Below are 18,936 nucleotides of genomic sequence, written 5' to 3'. Positions count from 1 at the left end.
ATCTGAGCACGGCATGACATATTCCGCTACGGTCCCGGCGTGGAGACGCGGTGTAGTGGTGAAGTGATCGTGGTCGGCGGCGGGGTCGTCGGCCTGACCACGGCGGTGGTGCTGGCCGAGCGCGGCCGCCGGGTCCGGGTGTGGACACGGGAGCCCGTCGAGCGGACGACCTCGGCGGTTGCGGGCGCGCTGTGGTGGCCGTACCGGATCGAACCGGAGGCGTTCGCCGGGGAATGGGCGCTGGCGTCCCTGTCCGTCTACGAGGAGTTGGCGGAGCGGCCCGGGAAGACGGGCGTACGCATGGTCGAGGGTGTACACGCCGGGCTGCGGCTGGACGAGCTGGGGCCGTGGGCCGCTCGGGTACCGGGACTGCGGGAGACGGGCGAAGGACTTCGGGCGCTGCTGCCGTTGATCGACATGCCGGTGCATCTGGGGTGGCTGCGGGCGCGGTTCCTCGCGACGGGTGGCGTGGTGGAGGAACGGTCCGTCGGGGATCTCGCCGAGGCCTTCGAGTCCGACGCGGTGGACGTCGTGGTCAACTGCGCGGGGCTCGGTGCGCGTGATCTCGTGCCCGATCCGGCGGTGTGCCCCGTGCGGGGGCAACTGGTCGTCGTGGAGAACCCGGGTATCAGGACGTGGTTCACGTCGGCGGGGCATGCCGACGCGGAGACGACGTACTTCTTTCCGCAGCCGGGCGGCCTGATCCTGGGCGGCACGGCCGAGGAGGACGAGTGGTCGCTGGTGCCCGATCCGGCGGTGGCCGAGGAGATCGTGCGGCGGTGTGCGCAGGTGCGGCCGGAGATCGCCGGGGCACGGGTCATCGGCCACCGGGTCGGACTGCGGCCCGCCCGGGACGCCGTGCGTCTGGACCGTGAACTCCTTTCCGACGGGCGCGTGCTGGTGCACAACTACGGGCACGGCGGGGCGGGCATCACGGTCGCCTGGGGCTGCGCGTCGGAGGCGGCGAGGCTCGCCGGGGGTGGAGAGGACCAGCCCCGGACGTAGCCCCGCCGCGCGGTCACCGCCGGCTCAGCAGCGGGTGTCCGCCTCCCCCGCCGTCAGGTGGTACGGCGCCCGTTCGTCGAGGAGCAGCGGTACCAGGGCGCGCAGCGACTGGCGCAGCGGGACGTGGGCCCCGGCCCCGTTGCTGTCCGGCCGCACCCGCACTCCGTGCAACGCCAGTTCGTCGGCCACCTCCGTGTACTGCTCCCCCGTGAGCCGATAGCCGCACGCCGGGTTCTCGATCACCTCGGCGGGCTCGGCCGGGTCGTTGTCCGCGCCGCCGAGGTAGACCGGTCCGCTGTCCCGGTAACCGGCCAGCCGTGCGGCACCTGTGGCCGCGTCGATCTGTCGGCCACGCTCTCCGGCGAAGCCGAACAGCCCTTTCAGGGCGACCAGTTGGGAGTTCACCCGACGCCGGTTGTTGTCCGGCTCCGGGGTCCCTGCCGTCAGCGGCTCGACCCGGCTCTCGATCAGCAGCCCGACCGAGTGCTTCACCCCGGACATGTTCCGCAGGATGCGTTCCTGCCCGTCCCCGGCGACCTGCCGGATCGGGTCACCGGTGACGGGGTCGGTCCAGATGCCGTACGTGCCGGCCGTGAACCCGGCGCTCCGGGCAGCCGGCCGTACGTACGTCTGCGACAGGGTCTGAGCCTCGGTGTGCACGGCCGCGTCGGTGTTGAGGTTGCGCGGCCAGAGGTCGAACAGGTCCTTGTCGTAGTACAGGGGCGTGGCCCCGTACTCGTGCAGGTCGTGGACGACGTCGGGTTTCCGGTCGCGGAGGACCGCCGCCATCACCCGCGCTTCCGCCGTCCGCAGGGACAGGTGGTCACGGTTGATGTCGACGCCGTCGCTGTTGCCCCGGGTGCCGGCGGCCCGTCCGTCGGGGTTGGCCGTGGGGACGACGAGCAGGGTGGTGCGCGACAGGAACTCCTTGGTCCGCGCGTCCTTGGCGTACGCCAGGTCGCGGATCGTCGTGAGACAGGCCTCGCGGCCGGACGGCTCGTCGCCGTGCTGGCTGCAGACGAGCAGCACGGTGCGGGTGGTGGGGCGCTCGCCGATGCGTACGAGTTGCAGGGGGCGGTTCTGCTTGGTGGTGCCGATCCGGGTGAGCGTCACACGGTCGGTCGCCCGGTCGACGGCGGCGAGAAGGTCCTGTTCCTCGCTCTGGCTGGTCCAGCGGGCACCGTTCGTCTGCTCGAATCCGGTGCTTGGCTCCGGTCGGGTCTCCGCCGCGTGGGCGGGGGCCGACAGCAGGGGTGCGGCGAGGGCGGCGGCGATCACCGCGGTCAGGCGCGGTTTCATACGGCTCCCGGTATGCGGTGGGCGGCGCGCGGGTCGCGGACGCCGTCGAGGAGGGACGGGCTCGGGGTGGCCGCGACGGTGCCCGCCGTGGCCCGCGCGAACGCGCCCGGACCGCCGACGAGCGGGACCCTGGCCGTCGTTCGGGACAGGTCGAGCGTCAGGGTCGGGGTCGACGACGGAGGGTCGATGAGGTCTTTGTCCGTGCCCGCGACGATCAGGGCGAGGCGGTGGCCCGCCGGGATCACATGGTCGCTCGCGTGCAGGTCGAGCGTGATCGTGATGGGCCTGCCCGGGGTGAGCGGGACGCCTTTCGTGGCCGAGGCGTGGTTGCCCAGGTCGGCCCAGCCGCGGCTGAAGATCGTGTAGTCGACGGCGGTCGTCCTGGCCCGGGTCTCGCGGAAACAGGAGCTGTCACCGGTGGTGCTCGGGCCCCAGCAGGTGCGGTCGGTGAGGGTGGTGATGCCTTCGGCGCGGTCGGCGTAGTCCCGGATGGTGTCGGGGCCGAGGTCGACCAGGACGGCGGTGAGGTGGGCCGTCGAGGTGCTCGGGGTGGCCGTCACGGTCACCGTGGACGAGCCGGACACGCGCAGGTCCTTGGTGAGCGGCTTGGTGACGAAGCCGGCCTTGCCGGGCGTCGGACTGTCGATCTGCGCCGACCAGTCGGTCTCGCTCAGGCTCGGGTCGTCGGTGAAGGTCGCCGTGCCGGACTGCTTTCGCGGGCCCAGGGTGCCGACGCCGGGCTGGTCGCCGGCGCCGGGGCGCAGGCTCACGGTGCCCGTGGAGCGGGGCGGCCAGGTGGTCGAGGTGACCCACTGGTCGGGGTGGCGCTCGATGTCGGCCATGGGCTCGTCGTCGATACCGTTGTCGTAGCCGAGGAGTTCGTGGTCGAACCAGCGGTGCAGGGTGTCCACCCAGGCGGTGCGGCGGAAGTCGAATGGGTCGACGTGGCCGGTCTGGGAGAGCCAGATCTTGCGCTCGACGCCTTGCTCGGCGAGGGCGTCCCACCACTGGCCGAAGTGCTTGGGGCGGACGTTGAGGTCCTGCTGGCCGTGGATGACGAAGACGCTGGCCCTGACCTTCCGGGCGTCCTTCGCATAGTCGCGCTCGGTCCAGAAGGACGTCCGGTCGCCGGTACGAGGGGCTCCGTCGACGATCTTCTGCTGTACGGCGGCGCACTTGGTGCGGGCGGCGGGGCTCTCCACGTAGTCCGACAGCCATTCGGGGCCCGAGTCGTAGAGGGGGGCACCCTTGGCGAAGTAGTAGTCGTACCAGGAGGAGATGGCACTGATCGGGACGATCGTCTTGAGGCCCTTCACGCCGGTGGCGGCGACGCCGTTGGCGATCGTGCCGTCGTAGCTCTTGCCGATCATGCCGGTCCTGCCGTTGGTCCAGGTCGCCTTGGCGCGGTCGGTGCCGGTGCGGCTCGTGTAGCCCCTGGCGCGGCCGTTCAGCCAGTCGACGACGGCTTTCGCGGACTGGACGTCGGAGCGCCCGCCTACGTCGACACAGCCGTCGGAGCGGTTGGTGCCGGCCAGGTCGACGCCGACGAAGGCGTAGCCGCGCGGCACGAAGTAGTTGTCGTAGAACAGCGGCATCTGGACGACGTTGCCGTCGGCGTCGTACGTCTTGCGCTGGCTCTCGTTGCCGCGTCCGCAGCAGGAGTAGTAGGGGCTGGCGTCCATGATCACGGGTATCCTGCGGCCCTGCGCGGCGGGTTCGCGCGGCCGGACGATGTCGACGGCCACGCGATCGGTCTTCCCGTCGCTGTCGCCGTCGAGTCCGGTGTCCACCCAGACGGCCTCGCGGATCGCGTTGTCGTAGGAGTGGACGGGTCTGCTCTCCCGTGGGGCGCTGTGGGCGACAACCGGGGTGAGCAGGGTGGCCGTGAGGGCGGCGGTGGCCGCCGTAGCGAGCGTTCTCCAGGCTGTGAGGCGCGTGCGTATCGGCATGCGCCGGACGGTACCTCGGTCAACTCCCGTACAGAAGAGGGCAGCTGAGGGGGTGGAGGGGGTGAAGTGGCCGAGAAGTGCCTGTCCGGCGATCGAGGGCAACGCTGCTGCGGCCCAGGCCGTATCCCGCCCACCCGCACACCCGTTTTCCCCATCTGTTCAGTCCCGGCCGAACACCCCCAGCCCGTCCGGCGTTCGAGGACGAGGCCCGTTCAGGGCCGGAGCGGGGGCCTGGGGGCGGGCCGCCCCCAGGGACGGGACGGGCAGGGACGGCGGGGGCGAAACCCTATCCGTCTCCGAACCCCTCCCCCTTCTCCGCCTTCTCCACCAGCAGCCCCGGCGGAGCGAACCGCTCCCCGTACCGCTCCGCCAGCTCACGCGACCGGGCGACGAACCCGGGCAGGCCGCCCTCGTAACCGTTGACGTACTGCAGGACACCCCCCGTCCACCCGGGGAATCCGATCCCGAAGACCGAGCCGATGTTGGCGTCGGCGACCGACGTCAGCACGCCCTCCTCCAGCAGCCTCACGGTGTCCAGCGCCTCCGAGAACAGCATGCGTTCCTGCATGTCCCGGAACGGGATCTGCGCACCCTGCGCGCCCTCACCCTTGAAGTGCTCCCGCAGTCCCGGCCACAGCCCGACTCGCCTGCCGTCCTCCCCGTACTCGTAGAACCCCCCGCCCCCGCTCCGCCCGGTACGGCCGAACTCGTCCACCATGCGGTCGATCACCGCCTCCGCGGGATGCGTCTGCCACGTACCGCCCGCCTCCTCCACCGCCCGCTTGGACTCCGCCCTGATCCTGCGCGGCAGCGTCAGCGTCAGTTCGTCCACGAGGGAGAGCACCTTGGCCGGGTAACCCGCCTGCGCCGCCGCCTGTTCGACCGACGCGGGCTCGATGCCCTCGCCGACCATCGCCACGCCCTCGTTGATGAAGTGCCCGATGACCCGTGAGGTGAAGAAACCGCGCGAGTCGTTGACGACGATCGGGGTCTTCCTGATCTGTCGGACCAGGTCGAAGGCCCGTGCCAGCGCCGCCTCCCCCGTCCGCTCGCCCTTGATGATCTCGACGAGGGGCATCTTGTCGACCGGCGAGAAGAAGTGCAGTCCGACGAAGTCGGCCTGGCGTTCGACGCCTTCGGCGAGAGCGGTGATGGGCAGCGTCGAGGTGTTGGAGCACAGCAGCGCGTCCGGTTCGACGAGGTGCTGGATCTCCTGGAACACCTTGTGCTTGAGGGCCGGGTCCTCGAAGACCGCCTCGACGACCGCGTCACAGCCGGCCACGTCCTGCGGATCCGCGGTCGGCTTGATGCGGGCCAGCAGCCCGTCCGCCTTCTCCTGGGTCGTACGTCCCCGGGAGACGGCCTTCGCGCACAGCTTCTCGGAGTAGTTCTTCCCCCGCGCCGCCGCTTCGGCCGACACGTCCTTGAGGACCACCTCGATGCCGGCGCGGGCGCACGAGTACGCGATGCCGGCGCCCATCATTCCGGCGCCGAGGACGGCCACCCTGCGGACCGGGCGCGACGGGAAGCCCTTGGGCCGGCTGGCGCCGGAGTTGACGGCCTGAAGGTCGAAGAAGAACGCCTGGATCATGTTCTTCGAGGTCTGTCCGGCGGCCAGTTCCACGAAGTAGCGGGCCTCGATGACCTGCGCGGTCTCGAAGTCGACCTGGGCGCCCTCGACGGCCGCCGCGAGAATGCCGCGCGGCGCCGGGTAGGGCGCGCCGTTCGTCTGCTTGCGCAGGTTGGCGGGGAAGGCGGGCAGGTTGGCCGCGAACCTGGGGTTGGCCGGGGTGCCGCCCGGGATGCGGTAGCCGGGCTTGTCCCAGGGCTGCTGCGACTCGGGGTTGGCGTCGATGAAAGCGCGGGCCTTGGCCATCAACTCGTCCTGTGTGGCGGCCACTTCGTCGATCAGGCCGTTCTTCAGGGCTCGCTGGGGGCTGTACTGGGTGCCCTGGAGCAGCACCTTGAGCAGCGCGTCGGCGATACCCAGCAGACGTACCGTACGGACGATGCCGCCGCCTCCGGGCAGCAGGCCGAGGGTGACCTCGGGGCAGCCGATCCTGGTGCCCGGCGCGTCGAGCGCGATCCGGTGGTGGCAGGCGAGCGCGATCTCGTAACCGCCGCCCAGGGCCGCGCCGTTCATCGCCGCGACCACCGGCTTGCCCAGGGTCTCGATGCGGCGCAGGTCGCGCTTGATGGCGAGGCCGCCGTCGAACAGTTCCTGGGCGGTGTCGGGGGTGACCCGGATCAGGTCGCGCAGGTCGCCGCCCGCGAAGAACGTCTTCTTGGCGGAGGTGAGGATGATGCCGCGGATCGTGTCCTTCTCGGCCTCCAGTCGGTCGGTGACCACCGCGAGGGAGTCGCGGAACGCCTGGTTCATGGTGTTCGCGGACTGGCCGGGGTCGTCGAGGACGAGGGTGACGAGACCGGTGCGGTCCTGTTCCCAGCGGATGGTGGTGCTCTGTGTCATGAAAGGGATCTCCGTAGAAGCTCAGAAGTCTCTGGTTGCCGCTGGGTCAGCCGGGTCAGCTGGATCCGCTCGTCGCTGGTGTCGCTGACCCGCCGACTCCGCCGGGAGTTCAGACCCGTTCGACAATCGTCGCGATGCCCATGCCGCCGCCCACGCACAGCGTGGCGAGGCCGTACCGCTTGTCCTGGCGCTCCAGTTCGTCGACGAGCGTGCCGAGGATCATCGCGCCGGTGGCGCCCAGCGGGTGGCCGAGCGCGATGGCGCCGCCGTTGACGTTGATCTTGTCGAGGGACAGACCCATGTCCCGTGCGAAGCGCAGGACGACGGCCGCGAACGCCTCGTTGATCTCGACGAGGTCGATGTCGTCGATGGTCAGCCCGGCCTTGGCGAGTGCCTTGCGGGTGGCGGGCGCCGGGCCGGTGAGCATGATGGTGGGCTCGGAGCCGGACACGGCGGCGGAGACGATCCGCGCGCGCGGACGCAGCCCGTAGCGCTCACCGACCTCCTGGGAGCCGATGGCGACGAGCGAGGCGCCGTCCACGATGCCGGAGGAGTTGCCCGCGTGGTGGACGTGGTCGATCTTCTCGACCCAGTGGTACGTCTGGAGCGCCACGGCGTCGAAGCCACCCAGGTCGCCGATGTCCGCGAACGACGGCTTCAGCCGGGCCAGGGAGTCGGCCGTGGTACCGGGGCGCAGGTGTTCGTCGTGGTCGAGGACGACGAGGCCGTTCCTGTCCTTCACCGGGACGAGGGACCGCTCGAAGCGGCCCTCCTTCGTCGCTGTCGCCGCCCGCTCCTGGGACAGGGCCGCGTACTCGTCGACATCCCGCCGTGAGAAGCCCTCGATGGTGGCGATGAGGTCGGCGCCGATGCCCTGCGGCACGAAGTTGACGGCGAGGTTGGTCATCGGGTCGTTGAACCAGGCGCCGCCGTCCGAGGCCATCGGCACCCGTGACATCGACTCGACGCCGCCCGCGAGGACCAGGTCCTCCCAGCCCGAACGCACCTTGGCGGCGGCCATGTTGACGGCCTCCAGGCCCGACGCACAGAAGCGGTTCTCCTGAACGCCGGCCACGGTGTCCGGCAGCCCGGCGACGACCGCGGCGACCCGCGCGATGTCGGAACCCTGGTCGCCGACGGGCCCGACGACGCCCAGCACGACGTCGTCGATCGCGGCGGGGTCGAGATCCGGGAAGCGGTTCCTGATCTCGTGGATGAGGCCGACGACGAGGTCGACGGGCTTGGTGCCGTGCAGGGCTCCGCTCGCCTTGCCGCGTCCGCGCGGGGTGCGGATCGCGTCGTACACGTACGCTTCGGTGCTCACTGGTGGGCCTTTCGGGGTGGGGTGGGCGAGCGGGGCCGGCCGGGGGTCAGCCGCCATCCTGCAGGAGTCGGGGCACGTCCCAGTCGCGCGCCACGTCCGCCGTGTCGGCACCGGGCTGGGCGGGACCGCTGTGGATCGACGTGTGGGTCACGGAGAAGCGGGGTGCGGGGGCGGGCTGCGTGATGCCGCCGTGGTCGGTGAAGGTGCCGCGGGCGGCCAGATGCGGGTGGTGCGGGGCCTCGCGCAGCGAGAGGACGGGGGCCACGCAGGCGTCGGACCCCTCGAAGACCGCCGTCCACTCGTCCCTCGTGCGGGTTTTGAATCGGGCGGTGACGGTCTCGCGCAGGTCGTCCCAACGGGTGATGTCCTTACGGGCGGCTGACTGGCCGGGGACATCGAGCAGGTCGAGGAACTCCTCGTAGAACTGGGGTTCCAGGGCGCCGACCGCCATGTACCGGCCGTCGGCGGTCTCGTACGTCCCGTAGTAGGGGCAGCCGCCGTCGAGCAGGTTGGCGCCGCGCCGGTCCTGCCAGCCGCCGGCCGCGAGCATGCCGTGGAGCATCGTGGCGAGGTGGGCGGCGCCGTCCACGATCGCGGCGTCCACGACCTGGCCGGCGCCCGTCGCGCGCGCGTGGTGGAGGGCGGCGAGGACGCCGACGACGAGGTAGAGGGAGCCGCCCGCGTAGTCGCCGAGGAGGTTGGCCGGGACGGGCGGCGGTTCCTGCGGGCTGCCGATGAGGCCGAGGGTGCCGGTCGGGGCGAGGTAGGCGATGTCGTGCCCGGCGCGGCGGGCGAGCGGGCCCTCCTGGCCCCAGCCCGTCATCCGGCCGTAGACGAGCCTCGGGTTGCGGGCGTGGCAGGTCTCGGGGCCGACGCCGAGGCGCTCGGCGACACCGGGGCGGTAGCCCTCGACCAGGATGTCGGCGCGGGCGGCCAGGTCGAGGACGCGGGACGGTCCGTCGGGCGCCTTCAGGTCGACGATCACCGAACGCTTGTTGCGGTTCGTCACGTCGTACTCGGGGTCGACGGCGAGGCCGGTGCCCCCGGGCCGGTCGACCCGGACCACGTCGGCGCCCAGGTCGGCCAGGAGCATCGCGGCGAACGGGCCGGGTCCGATGCCCGCCAGTTCGACCACCCGCACCCCCGCGAGCGGGCCGCTCCCTGCCGTTCCCGCCACTGACATCGAGCCCCCACTCCCGTGACACAACCGATGCGACACCCGTGATGCTAGGAACGCGTTCCACCGCGCACAAGGTTTCGCCGGGCACAGATTAAGCAAGCGCTTGGCCAAGCCGTCCCGTTCCGGCCACGGACCGGCCGCGCGGATCCAGTCCTCCTCACGCTAGCCTCGACCACCGACAACGGCGCGGAACGCACAACGAGGGGTGTCATGAACAGGCCGAGCAGGTTGGACCGCCCGTACGACATCGTGCTGTTCGGAGCCACGGGCTTCGTCGGCGCGCTCACCGCCGAGTACCTCGCCGCGCACGCGCCCGACGGTCTGCGCTGGGCGGTCGCCGGCCGCAGCCGGGACAGGCTGGAGCGGCTGCGCGAGCGCCTCACGGGCGTCGGCATCGGCAAGGGCGCCGAGATCGGGGTGCTGGAGGCGGACGTGGCCGATCCGGCCTCGCTTCGCGCGCTCGCCGCGCACGCGCGCGTGCTGGCCACCACGGTGGGCCCCTATCTGACGTACGGCGAGGAACTCGTCGCCGCCTGCGCGGACGCCGGCGCCGACTACCTCGACCTCAGCGGAGAGCCCGAGTTCGTCGACCTGATGTACGTCCGGCACGACACGCGCGCGCGGGAGACCGGCGCCCGGCTGGTGCATGCCTGCGGTTTCGACTCGGTTCCGCACGACCTGGGCGCGTACTTCACCGTCTCGCAGCTGCCCGAGGGGGTGCCGCTGACCGTGGACGGGTTCGTGCGTACCGACGCGATGTTCTCGGGCGGCACCTTCGCCTCGGCGCTCAACCAGTTCTCCCGGGGCCCGCAGATGCTGGCCGCAGCCCGTGACCGGCGCCGGCACGAACCGCGGCTGCCGGGCCGCCGGGCGACCGCCCCCGCGGGCGCGCCCCGGTACGCCGGGGAGGTCGGTGCCTGGGCGCTGCCGCTGCCCACCATCGACCCGCAGGTCGTGGCGCGTTCGGCACGCGCGCTGGAACGGTACGGCCCCGACTTCCGTTACCGCCATTACGCGGCGGTACGGCGACTGCCCTTCGCGGTGGGCGGGGTCGCCGCCGCCGGAGCGGTGTTCGCCGCGGCCCAACTGCCGCCCGCGCGGCGCTGGTTGTCCGGGCGGCTGCAGCCGGGTGACGGGCCGAGCGCGGAGCGGCGGGCGAAGAGCTGGTTCTCGGTGCGGTTCGTGGGCGAGGGCGGCGGACAGCGGGTGTTCACGGAGGTCGCGGGCGGCGATCCCGGCTACGACGAGACGGCGAAGATGTTCGCCGAGTCGGCGCTCTCCCTGGCCTTCGACGACCTCCCGGCGACGGCCGGGCAGGTCACCACCGCCGTGGCCATGGGTGACGCGCTGATCGGACGCCTGCGCAAGGCGGGGATCACGTTCAGGGTCGCGGCCAGCAGGTGACCGGCCGGGCCCTCAGAGGGCTTACCGAGCCCAGCCCGTGACCGTGTAGATCATGCCGGCGATCCAGGCGAGTCCCGCCAGTACGGCGACGATCAGTGCGGCCGTGACAGCCCGCTCGACGGGCTGGGCGGGGCTGGCGACGGGCTTCGGGGCTCGGTGCGTGGTCATGGGCACAGCCTGCCGACAGCTCCGGCCTGCGGACATCCGTACAGGTACTCAGAACACGTACTCAGATGATCACCTGATCATCCGATCACTTCGGGCGGTTGCCTTCGTCAGGCGGTCGCTTCCTTCAGCGCCCGCCTGCACAGGGCGTCCGCCCGGCGGGTCGTCTCCGGGAGGCGGTACTCCGGGGTGAGCGCGAGGGTGTGGGCGCAGGCCGTGTCGAGGGCCGTGCGGTGGCCGACGGAGACGAACACCGGTTTGACGGCGTCCCGGGTGCGCAGGGCGCGGCCGACCTCCTCCGGGCCCGCGAGGAGCGGGGACGCCGATCCGCGCCGGGCGCCCGGCTCCTCGTACGCGAAGGTGAACGGGTTCTTCGCGACGCCGATCGTGGGCAGGCCGGTGAGGACCCCGAGGTGGCTGGCGAGGCCGAAGCGGCGCGGGTGGGCCAGGCCGTAGCCGTCGCAGACGACAAGGCCGGGCGGAAGGGGCAGCGCGGCCAGGACGGCCAGGACGGCCGGGATCTCGCGGAAGGCGAGCAGGCCGGGTACGTAAGGGAAGGGGACCCGCCCGACTGCCGTGGCCTCGGCGACGACATCGAGGGTCGCCGCGTCCAGGACGACCGCGGCGGCCACGACGAGGTCCCGCCCGTCGTCGTAGGCGACATCCACGCCCGTGACGTGTCCCGTCCCTGGCGGCGGTCCCGGCTCGTCCAGGACCACCCGTGGCCGTAGCTCGTCCTGTACCTCGCGGGCCCCCTCCTCGGTCGTGGGCCAGCCCGCCGGAATGGGTACGGTCGTCGTCGTCACCATGGTGACGACGAGCGTACTGGCCCCCGACCGGCCCCCGCCGCAGGTCACTTGTCGTCGAGGGCCTTCTTCAGCTGTGCCTTGTTCATGTCCGAGCGGCCATGGACGTTCCGCTTCCTGGCCTCCTCGTAGAGCTGGTCGTACGTGGGCCCCTGGGCGCCCTTGTGCGAGCGCTGACCGCCGCGCTTGCTCGACGACATGTCCTGGGTGGACGTACGACTGGCCGTCTTGGACTCGCCGGACCGGGCCCGTTCCCTGTTGACGGTCCGCGCGGCGATCTCCTCGGCGCGCTTCTCGCTCTCGCCCCGGTCCAGCGCACTGTCCTTGATGTGTTCGTACTGGCGCTCCCGCTTGGGGCTCGCACCGCGTGGCATGGCGTTCACTTCCTTCGCTCGCACTGTCCTCTCGGGCTTGTGGCGGTGGACGGGTACCCGTGTCTCACGATTCGAGCCGTGCCACACGCCCCTTCTCTCCGGCGGCCCAGCAGCCCAGGTCGGGGGTGCAGTCCACGGTGTCGTACGAGCCCGTGTCCACGGTCTTCCAGGTGCGCCCGGCGTCCGTGGTGAGGTCGGTGCCGGTCGGGCCGACCGCGAGCGCGGCCGTGCGGCTGTACGGGAGCCAGGCGACGCCCGAGCGGTAGGCGGGCGGGGACACGGCCGCCGTGGTCCAGGTACGGCCGCCGTCCGCGGTGACCGCCCCCGCCTGTGGTGAGGCCTGGTCGGCGCGGTAGTCGCCGCCGACCGCGAGTCCGTGCGTGCGGTCGCGGAAGGCGAGCGCGAAGACGCCGCGGGCCGGGTCGCCCGCCGGGATCGGTGTGTCGGTGGCCGTCCAGGTGCGCCCGCGGTCCGCGGAGTGCAGCACACGCGCGCGTGCGCCCCCGCCCGTGGCCAGCCACACATCGCGCGGCCCCGAGCTGACCAGGCACTGTCCGCTCGCCGCGAAGCCCGCCTCACCGGCCGGCGCGGCCGGCATGCCGTCGCTGGGCAGTACCTTCCAGGAGCGTCCGCCGTCGCTGGTGGAGAGGATGCGGAACTTCCCGTCCACCGGGTCACTCATCGCGAGGCCGTGGCTGCGGTCGAAGAAGGTGAGGCAGTCGTAGAAGGCCCTGGCGTCGGTGTTGCGGAAGGAGTCGGCCCAGGTCTCGCCGCCGTCGTCGGTGCGGTAGACGCGGGAGGCCTCGCCCTCCCCGATGGCGAGGACCACGGCGCGCCGGCCGTCGAACGCCTCGATGTCCCGGAACTGGAGTTCGGCCGCGCCCGGCGGAGAGACGTTTCGCCAGCTCGTTCCGCCGTCGGTGGTGCGCAGTACGGTGCCCTGGGTGCCGGCGACCCAGGCGGTGTTCCGGCTGACGGCGGACAGTCCGCGGAAGCGGACGTCGGTGGCGCCGCTGTCCTTCGACGCCCAGTGCGGAGCGCGGTGCCCGGCCCCGGGCACCGCGCCCGTTCCCTCGTCGGCCTGCGCGGGTGCCGCCAGTCCGGCGGCGACCGCGGCGAGTGCCGCCGCGTACGCGCCTGCCACAACCATCGGCCTCGTACGCCCCACACGCCTGTTCTGTCGTTGCGTCCCCATGGTTCTCATGGCGGGCGAAGGTAGCAGCGAATGAACTCGGTGACAGAGGTCACTAGAAATTCAGGTGCACTGTTTGGCTCGTTCCAGCGTCTCTCTCAGTGTGCGGACCGTTCCATCCCGGAGTCCGGCCAACCGTCACAAGGGAGCAAGTCGTTGTCCACCGTCATCGAGCAGCACGTAGAGGCCCGTCTCGTCGCCGCCGCACCGCGGATGCCGAGCATTCCCGCAACACTCACCTACGACCGGAGCGACCCGTTCGCGGTGCGGATGACCTTCCCCGCGCCGGCCACGCTGGAGGGCGTGGAGGTCTGCTGGACCTTCGGCCGCGAACTCCTCTCGGACGGAATGCGCGAGCCACAGGGCTACGGCGACGTACGAGTGCGGCCGTACGGCTACGACCGTACGGTCCTGGAGTTCCACGCCCCCGAGGGCACCGCGGTCGTCCATGTCCGCTCGGGCGAGCTGCGGAGCTTCCTCGCGGCCACCACGGACCTGGTGCCCGTCGGCCTGGAGCACCTCCAGACCGACCTCGACCAGGACCTCGCGGAGCTGCTGCGCGACGCCCTGTGACTGCACGTTAAATGCTTTGACAGCTTGAAACGCCTCTTCCTACGCTAACAGCGGTCCTGTTGCCGTCGAATTGGAGAAGGACGTTGCTCTACTGAGGTCCTGAGACACCGCGCCCCACACCCTCCAGTGGTGTGTGTGCGCAGCGTGCGACCTCGGTGTTCGAGCCGTCCGTTCCTCCCTCCGGAGCAGGACCTTTCTCGTGCCACCAGGATTCTCCCGCCGCCCGTCGGTGTCTCGACACGCGTTTGCCCCGACCGAATCAAGCAACCGCGAGGCCGCATGTCTGCCACCACTTCCGTCGCCGTCACCTCCCTGTCCTTCGCCTGGCCCGACGGCACCTCCGTCTTCGACGGTCTCGACATCGCCGTGGGCCCCGGCCGCACCGGGCTCGTCGGCGTCAACGGGTCAGGGAAGTCAACCCTGTTGAAGCTGATCGCCGGGCAGCTCGGGCCCGCCGACGGCACCGTCCGCGTCGCGGGCGACGTCGGCTACCTCCCGCAGACGGTCACCCTCGACACCGCCCTGCGCGTCGAGGAGGTGCTCGGCATCTCCGCGAAGCGTTCCGCGCTCCACGCCATCGAGGCGGGCAACGTGGCCGAGAAGCACTTCGAGACGATCGGCGACGACTGGGACGTCGAGGAACGCGTTCTGGTCACGCTCGGCGAACTCGGGCTCGGCCACATCGATCTGGACCGTACGGTCGGCGAGGTCTCGGGCGGCGAGGCGGTCCTCCTGCGGCTGGCCGCGCTGCTCCTCGGCCGCCCGGACGTGCTCCTGCTGGACGAGCCGACCAACAACCTGGACCTGTACGCACGCCGACGGCTCTACACGGCCGTCTCCTCCTGGCCCGGGGTGATGGTCGTGGTCAGCCACGACCGCGAACTCCTGGACCTGGTCGACCAGATCGCCGACCTGCGCGCCGGCGAGGTCACCTGGTACGGCGGCAACTTCTCGGCGTACCAGGAGGCACTCGCCACCGAACAGGAGGCGGCCGAGCGCATGGTGCGCGTGGCCGAGGCCGACCTGAAGAAGCAGAAGCGTGAACTTGCCGACGCCCAGGTCAAATTGGCCCGTCGCAAGAAGTACGGACAGAAGATGTTCGAGCAGAAGCGCGAGCCGAAGATCGTCATGGGGGCGCGCAAACGGTCCGCCCAGGAGTCGGCGGGCAAGCACCGCATCATGCACGAGGAGCGGCTCGCCGGCGCCAGGGAGCGCCTCGACGAGGCGGTGGACGCCGTACGGGACGACGACGAGATCCGCGTCGACCTGCCGTACACGGCCGTACCGCCGGGCCGTACCGTACTCACGCTCCTGGACCTGGAGTTGGCGTACGGAGCGGTCGTGGGCTCCTTCGACCTGCGCGGGCCCGAGCGGGTCGCGCTGGTCGGGCGCAACGGGGCGGGCAAGACGACCCTGCTGCGGACGATCGCCGGGGAACTGGCACCGGGCTCCGGAGAGGCACGCGCGCACGTGCCCCTGCGTTTTCTGCCACAGCGGCTCGATGTGCTGGACGACGAGCTGACCGTCGCCGAGAACGTCGCCCGGTTCTCGCCCGCCGCCACGAACAACCGGGTCCGCGCCCGGCTGGCCCGCTTTCTGTTCCGGGGCGCCCGCGCCGACCAGCGGGCGGCGACCCTGTCGGGCGGGGAGCGCTTCCGCGCCACCCTGGCCGCCCTGATGCTGGCGGAGCCCGCACCCCAGCTCCTGATGCTGGACGAGCCGACCAACAGCCTGGACATGGCGAGCGCGCGACAGCTCACGACAGCCCTGGAGTCGTACGAGGGCGCACTGGTCGTGGCCAGCCACGACCTGCCGTTCCTGGAGTCGGTCGGGATCACCCGCTGGCTTCTTCTGGACGGGGAACTGAAGGAGATCGCGCCGGAGGAGGTGGGGTGAGCGAGACGATCGACACAGGGGTGCGGGCCCCGGTCCGGCTTCCGGGGCTTTTGTCCGGACAGGCCCGCGCTGCATGATGTGCGGACACCCCCTTCCGATTCGGAGTCCCGCCCGTGCCCAGCAAGAAGGCCCTCATACGCCGCCCCAGTCCCCTCCTGGCCGAGGGCCTCGTCACGCACATCGAGCGCGAGGAGATCGACGCCGACCTCGCCGGCCGGCAGTGGGAGGCGTATGCGGAGGCGCTGCGCACGCACGGCTGGGAGACCGTCGAGGTGGATCCGGCGGACGACTGCCCGGACTCGGTGTTCGTCGAGGACGCGGTGGTCGTCCACCGGAACGTCGCGCTGATCGCACGGCCCGGCGCCGAGTCCCGGCGGGCCGAGACCGGCGGCGTCGAGGAGGCGGTGGCCCGCCTCGGCTGCTCGGTGAACTGGGTCTGGGAGCCGGGCACCCTGGAGGGCGGCGACGTCCTCAAGATCGGCGACACCATCTACGTCGGGCGGGGCGGGCGGACCAACGCCGCCGGGGTGCAGCAGCTCAAGGCCGTGTTCGAACCGCTCGGGGCCCGGGTCGTCGCCGTGCCGGTGAGCAAGGTGCTGCATCTGAAGTCGGCGGTCACCGCACTGCCGGACGGGACCGTCATCGGGTACGAGCCGCTGGTGGACACGCCGTCCCTCTTCCCGCGCTTCCTGCCGGTTCCGGAGGAGTCGGGGGCCCACGTGGTGCTGCTGGGCGGCGGCAGGCTGCTGATGGCGGCGAGCGCCCCGAAGACGGCCGAGCTGCTCGCCGATCTCGGCCATGAGCCGGTGCTCGTCGACATCAGCGAGTTCGAGAAACTCGAAGGCTGTGTGACATGCCTCTCGGTTCGGCTGCGGGACCTGTACATGTGACCGGGCGATCGGGGTACTCGTTCGGCCACGGACCTGCGAGTCCGGAGCCATACCTCATTCTGGCGCGAAGCCTCTGATCAGCGATCTTTACGGCACTCTTAACCTACGGTCGCGTAACCTACGGGAACGTAGCCTACGATGCCGTAGGTTGAGTACTGGCAGTCCGCGTACCCGCTCGCACGTCATTCTGGAGCATTCATGACGATCACTTCTCCGCACCTCGGCAGCCCGTCCGGCGCCTGGACCGACGCCCAGCTGCTGTACGCCCTGGAAGAAGTGGTGGAAACCGAACTCAACCGGCATCTGAAGGTCGCCAAGGACTGGATGCCGCACGAGTACGTGCCGTGGAGCGACGCCCGTAACTTCCCCGGCATCTTCGAGGACGGCGAGGCCTGGGACAAGGAGCAGTCCAAGGTCACCGAGCTCGGCCGGATCGCCCTGGTCGTCAACCTCCTCACCGAGGACAACCTTCCCAGCTACCACCACGAGATCGCCAGCCTGTTCGGCCGCGACGGCGCCTGGGGCACCTGGGTGCACCGCTGGACGGCGGAGGAGGGCCGGCACGGCATCGTGATGCGCGACTACCTGCTCGCCTCGCGCGCGGTCGACCCGGACAAGCTCGAAGCGTTCCGCATGCAGCACATGGCCGAGGGCTTCGAGTCGGACAACCGGCACTCGATGCTGCACTCGGTGGCGTACGTCGCCTTCCAGGAGCTGGCCACCCGCGTCTCGCACCGCAACACCGGCCACCAGTCCGGCGACCCGGTCTGCGACCGCATGCTGGCCCGCATCGCGACCGACGAGAACCTGCACATGGTCTTCTACCGGAACCTGCTGAAGGCCGCCTTCGAACTCGCGCCCGACCTGACCATGCAGGCGGTCCGGGACGTGATCGTCAACTTCCGCATGCCCGGTCACGGCATGCCGGGCTTCGAGCGGGCCGCCGCCCAGATGGCGATCGGCGAGGTCTACAACATGCGCATCCACCACGACGACGTGCTGCAGCCCGTCCTGCGCCACCTGAAGGTCATGGACATGGGCGACCTCGGCCCCGAGGGTCTCCAGGCCCAGGAGGAGCTGGGCATGTACATGGGCGGCCTGGACGCGGAGGCCCTCAAGTTCGACGAGAAGCTCGCGGCCCGCAAGGTGCGCATGGCGGCCCGCGCCGCCGGCTGACCGGGCCCGCAACACCGCTCACTCGTACGCCGTCACCTCGTCCAGCGCCGCGTCCCGCACGTCGGCCTCGGGGTGGCGGCGCAGTGCTCTCAGCCGCTCGCGCCCAGGGCGCGGCCCAGTCCGTGCGGCTGCCCAGCGCCCCGGTGACGGCGACCGCGAGCAGTCCCTCGGCGTGGCCTCCATGAGCGGTCAGACGGCGGACCTCGGCCAGCAGCGCGTCGGGGTCGTCCTCCTGGGTCGAGCAGGAGGGCCGGATGGCGCCGAGCGAGTGCGCGCTCCACCCGTCGAAGGCGTGGAAACAGTTCGGGGAGCAGCCGCGTCACCGTCTCCTTCGTTCACCCGGGCAGCAGTCGCACCGCCTCCGTATCTCCCCAGTCCTGCCGGAGTCCGTCCACCAGCCGGTCGGCGAGTGCGGTGCGCCGGCCCGCGACGATCGCGCGCAGCAGTCCCGGCGTACGGTCTCGGGAGCGTCGGTGAGGCCCGACTCGTACGCGGAGTCGGGGACTTGGAGGCTGTCGGCAACCTGCAGAGCGTGGCCGCGCACGAAGGGGGTCGAGGTCGGCGATCCAAGCGGTGTCCTGCCCGACCGCCGCCGCGACGACCGCGAGGCCCCGTCCGTACGACCCACGTTCCGCGAGCTCCGCCAACACCGGCTCCAGTGGCGTGAACTCCCTTGTACAGACAGCGAGTTCGCGCATGCGCTGCGGACACGGAAGCGGGTCGAGAGCGTTCAGCGGACTGTCGACCTACTGGTGCGGGGTACGGGGCATGAGCAGGATTGTGCCCCCTTGGAACCGTCCGGCGTACGGGAGTTACCGCCCGAGGGGTCAGTGGGACGTGTGCGAGGTGCGCCGGAGGTGGAGCCGTTCCTTCTCGGAGAGGCCGCCCCAGACGCCGAACCGTTCGTCGTTGCTGAGTGCGTACTCCAGGCAGGCGGGGCGCATCGCGCACATCCCGCAGATGCGCTTCGCCTCGCGCACCGAGCTGCCCGGCTCGGGAAAGAAGAAGTCGGCCCCGGTCTCCGCGCACAGGGCCTGCGCCTGCCAGGCGCTGTCCATCGGGGTGATCGTCTCGTAGTGCATGGACGAAATCGTGCCGGGTGGTGAAAAACGTTCGCTCAACGTCCGATCAACGGCGAGTACCGGCCCCGCCCGTCGAGCGGCCCGGGGCGTCTCGCGGGTTCGCCGGTTCGCCGGTTCGCCGGTTCGCCGGTTCGCCGGTTCGCCGGTTCGC

16 protein-coding genes are annotated in these 18,936 nt (G+C 71.2%); 6 read left to right on the top strand and 10 right to left on the bottom strand.

The genetic code is table 11. From position 1 onward, the window contains the following. The first annotated feature begins 63 nt into the window (after positions 1-63). Positions 64-1,005: an FAD-dependent oxidoreductase gene (locus RB628_RS17200; protein WP_318321339.1), complete on the top strand. Its 942-nt coding sequence runs from the start codon at positions 64-66 to the stop codon at positions 1,003-1,005. Between the two features lie 24 nt (positions 1,006-1,029). On the opposite strand, the gene RB628_RS17195 is transcribed toward RB628_RS17200, so the two are convergent. The 5 genes from RB628_RS17195 to RB628_RS17175 all read right to left on the bottom strand — a co-directional run bounded on the left by RB628_RS17195 (position 1,030) and on the right by RB628_RS17175 (position 9,230). Continuing rightward, positions 1,030-2,304 (bottom strand): M14 family metallocarboxypeptidase, encoded by a 1,275-nt coding sequence (locus tag RB628_RS17195; protein ID WP_318321321.1) that lies wholly within the window; start codon positions 2,302-2,304, stop codon positions 1,030-1,032. Continuing rightward, entirely contained in the window at positions 2,301-4,253 is a 1,953-nt protein-coding gene (locus tag RB628_RS17190; protein ID WP_318321320.1) for a Xaa-Pro dipeptidyl-peptidase, read from the bottom strand. The genes RB628_RS17195 and RB628_RS17190 overlap by 4 nt, the downstream gene beginning before the upstream one ends. A 286-nt stretch (positions 4,254-4,539) precedes the next feature. After that, positions 4,540-6,723 carry a 3-hydroxyacyl-CoA dehydrogenase NAD-binding domain-containing protein gene (locus RB628_RS17185; protein ID WP_318321319.1) on the bottom strand — a complete coding sequence of 728 codons (2,184 nt, stop codon included), beginning with the start codon at positions 6,721-6,723 and terminating at the stop codon, positions 4,540-4,542. A 109-nt stretch (positions 6,724-6,832) separates the two neighbouring features. Further along, positions 6,833-8,047 carry an acetyl-CoA C-acetyltransferase gene (locus tag RB628_RS17180; protein ID WP_318321318.1) on the bottom strand — a complete coding sequence of 405 codons (1,215 nt, stop codon included), beginning with the start codon at positions 8,045-8,047 and terminating at the stop codon, positions 6,833-6,835. Positions 8,048-8,093: 46 nt separating this feature from the next. Next, a complete protein-coding gene (locus RB628_RS17175; protein ID WP_318321317.1) occupies positions 8,094-9,230 on the bottom strand; it encodes a CaiB/BaiF CoA-transferase family protein in 1,137 nt (378 codons plus the stop codon). A 207-nt stretch (positions 9,231-9,437) separates the two neighbouring features. Here RB628_RS17175 and RB628_RS17170 point away from each other — a divergent pair, with 207 nt between their 5' ends. After that, positions 9,438-10,631 (top strand): saccharopine dehydrogenase family protein, encoded by a 1,194-nt coding sequence (locus RB628_RS17170; RefSeq protein ID WP_318321316.1) that lies wholly within the window; start codon positions 9,438-9,440, stop codon positions 10,629-10,631. Between the two features lie 21 nt (positions 10,632-10,652). Here RB628_RS17170 and mmpA read toward each other — a convergent pair whose 3' ends face one another. From mmpA to RB628_RS17150, 4 genes are all read right to left on the bottom strand, one after another. Then, positions 10,653-10,799: a morphogenic membrane protein MmpA gene (gene mmpA, locus RB628_RS17165; RefSeq protein ID WP_318321315.1), complete on the bottom strand. Its 147-nt coding sequence runs from the start codon at positions 10,797-10,799 to the stop codon at positions 10,653-10,655. A gap of 107 nt (positions 10,800-10,906) precedes the next feature. After that, positions 10,907-11,605, bottom strand: a complete 699-nt coding sequence (locus RB628_RS17160) for an endonuclease V (protein WP_318321314.1) — start codon at positions 11,603-11,605, stop codon at positions 10,907-10,909. A gap of 44 nt (positions 11,606-11,649) precedes the next feature. Further along, positions 11,650-11,976, bottom strand: a complete 327-nt coding sequence (locus RB628_RS17155; protein WP_318321313.1) for a plasmid stabilization protein — start codon at positions 11,974-11,976, stop codon at positions 11,650-11,652. 64 nt (positions 11,977-12,040) lie between these two features. Beyond that, positions 12,041-13,126, bottom strand: a complete 1,086-nt coding sequence (locus tag RB628_RS17150) for an oxidoreductase (RefSeq protein ID WP_318321312.1) — start codon at positions 13,124-13,126, stop codon at positions 12,041-12,043. A 198-nt stretch (positions 13,127-13,324) separates the two neighbouring features. Between RB628_RS17150 and RB628_RS17145 the strand changes: the two genes are divergently transcribed. The 4 genes from RB628_RS17145 to RB628_RS17130 all read left to right on the top strand — a co-directional run bounded on the left by RB628_RS17145 (position 13,325) and on the right by RB628_RS17130 (position 17,703). Then, entirely contained in the window at positions 13,325-13,741 is a 417-nt protein-coding gene (locus RB628_RS17145) for an SsgA family sporulation/cell division regulator (protein ID WP_318321311.1), read from the top strand. Between the two features lie 279 nt (positions 13,742-14,020). Continuing rightward, positions 14,021-15,637: an ABC-F family ATP-binding cassette domain-containing protein gene (locus RB628_RS17140; protein ID WP_318321310.1), complete on the top strand. Its 1,617-nt coding sequence runs from the start codon at positions 14,021-14,023 to the stop codon at positions 15,635-15,637. Between the two features lie 113 nt (positions 15,638-15,750). After that, a complete protein-coding gene (ddaH, locus tag RB628_RS17135; protein WP_318321309.1) occupies positions 15,751-16,527 on the top strand; it encodes a dimethylargininase in 777 nt (258 codons plus the stop codon). Positions 16,528-16,725: 198 nt separating this feature from the next. Then, positions 16,726-17,703, top strand: a complete 978-nt coding sequence (locus tag RB628_RS17130) for an acyl-ACP desaturase (RefSeq protein WP_318321308.1) — start codon at positions 16,726-16,728, stop codon at positions 17,701-17,703. 827 nt (positions 17,704-18,530) lie between these two features. Here RB628_RS17130 and RB628_RS17125 read toward each other — a convergent pair. Next, positions 18,531-18,785: a WhiB family transcriptional regulator gene (locus RB628_RS17125; protein WP_318321307.1), complete on the bottom strand. Its 255-nt coding sequence runs from the start codon at positions 18,783-18,785 to the stop codon at positions 18,531-18,533. Positions 18,786-18,936: the final 151 nt, after the last annotated feature.

Origin of the sequence: Streptomyces sp. ADMS, assembly GCF_033441795.1 — a bacterium.
Classification (GTDB): Bacteria; Actinomycetota; Actinomycetes; order Streptomycetales; family Streptomycetaceae; genus Streptomyces.
Note: the sequence above shows the minus strand (reverse complement) of the source record. Positions and strands in the feature narration are given on the sequence as shown.

Coding starts and splice junctions, on each gene's coding strand:
- RB628_RS17195 (WP_318321321.1), bottom strand. CDS start 2,304: ATGAAACCGCGCCTGACCGCGGTGATCGCCGCCGCCCTCGCCGCACCC.
- RB628_RS17190 (WP_318321320.1), bottom strand. CDS start 4,253: ATGCCGATACGCACGCGCCTCACAGCCTGGAGAACGCTCGCTACGGCG.
- RB628_RS17185 (WP_318321319.1), bottom strand. CDS start 6,723: ATGACACAGAGCACCACCATCCGCTGGGAACAGGACCGCACCGGTCTC.
- RB628_RS17175 (WP_318321317.1), bottom strand. CDS start 9,230: ATGTCAGTGGCGGGAACGGCAGGGAGCGGCCCGCTCGCGGGGGTGCGG.
- RB628_RS17170 (WP_318321316.1), top strand. CDS start 9,438: ATGAACAGGCCGAGCAGGTTGGACCGCCCGTACGACATCGTGCTGTTC.
- mmpA (WP_318321315.1), bottom strand. CDS start 10,799: ATGACCACGCACCGAGCCCCGAAGCCCGTCGCCAGCCCCGCCCAGCCC.
- RB628_RS17160 (WP_318321314.1), bottom strand. CDS start 11,605: ATGGTGACGACGACGACCGTACCCATTCCGGCGGGCTGGCCCACGACC.
- RB628_RS17155 (WP_318321313.1), bottom strand. CDS start 11,976: ATGCCACGCGGTGCGAGCCCCAAGCGGGAGCGCCAGTACGAACACATC.
- RB628_RS17150 (WP_318321312.1), bottom strand. CDS start 13,126: ATGGTTGTGGCAGGCGCGTACGCGGCGGCACTCGCCGCGGTCGCCGCC.
- RB628_RS17140 (WP_318321310.1), top strand. CDS start 14,021: ATGTCTGCCACCACTTCCGTCGCCGTCACCTCCCTGTCCTTCGCCTGG.
- RB628_RS17130 (WP_318321308.1), top strand. CDS start 16,726: ATGACGATCACTTCTCCGCACCTCGGCAGCCCGTCCGGCGCCTGGACC.
- RB628_RS17125 (WP_318321307.1), bottom strand. CDS start 18,785: ATGCACTACGAGACGATCACCCCGATGGACAGCGCCTGGCAGGCGCAG.